This is a genomic window from Cupriavidus sp. 01L46, from assembly GCF_056399905.1.
In genome coordinates, this window is sequence record NZ_JBFTSF010000724.1 from 1 (window position 1) to 458 (window position 458).

Annotated in this window: 1 protein-coding gene; it reads right to left on the reverse strand. The window is 61.1% G+C overall.

Translation table 11 applies throughout. The features are described from left to right. On the reverse strand, positions 1-449 hold a 449-nt coding region (gene tssJ, locus AC1DS3_RS39505), incomplete at its 3' end, for a type VI secretion system lipoprotein TssJ (RefSeq protein WP_477129484.1). Positions 450-458 lie beyond the last annotated feature (9 nt).

The window sequence follows — 458 nt, forward strand, 5'->3', positions numbered from 1 at the left end:
CCCTTCTTCCATCGCGCCTTCGGAATCACCAGTTGCCCCTTCTTCCATCGCGCCTTCGGAATCACCAGTTGCCATTCGGCGCTCGACTGCTCACGGAAAAACGCGACGACACCGACGTATTGCGCATCATCAGCCATCGGCTCGGACAGCCTGACCGTTGCGGCGGAGCCAAGCGTCACTTCCGTGAGGCCGAAGATATCCGTTTTCAGCGGGTCGCCAGCACCTGCGAGCAGTTGCGCGTAGGTGGCCGTTTCAAACGCCTTGGAGTCCTTCAACTGGTAAATACGCAGCACGACCGGCAACGACACGCCGTGCTCATCCTGATTCAGCGCGCTGCGGCTCACGATCACGAGGTTCATCTGCTTGACCTTCGCGACGAAAACTGCGCTCGTCGCCGCCACGGTCGTGTCCTTGACCGACTGCCAGGCACCGCAGCCGGCTAGCAGCATGACCATCCC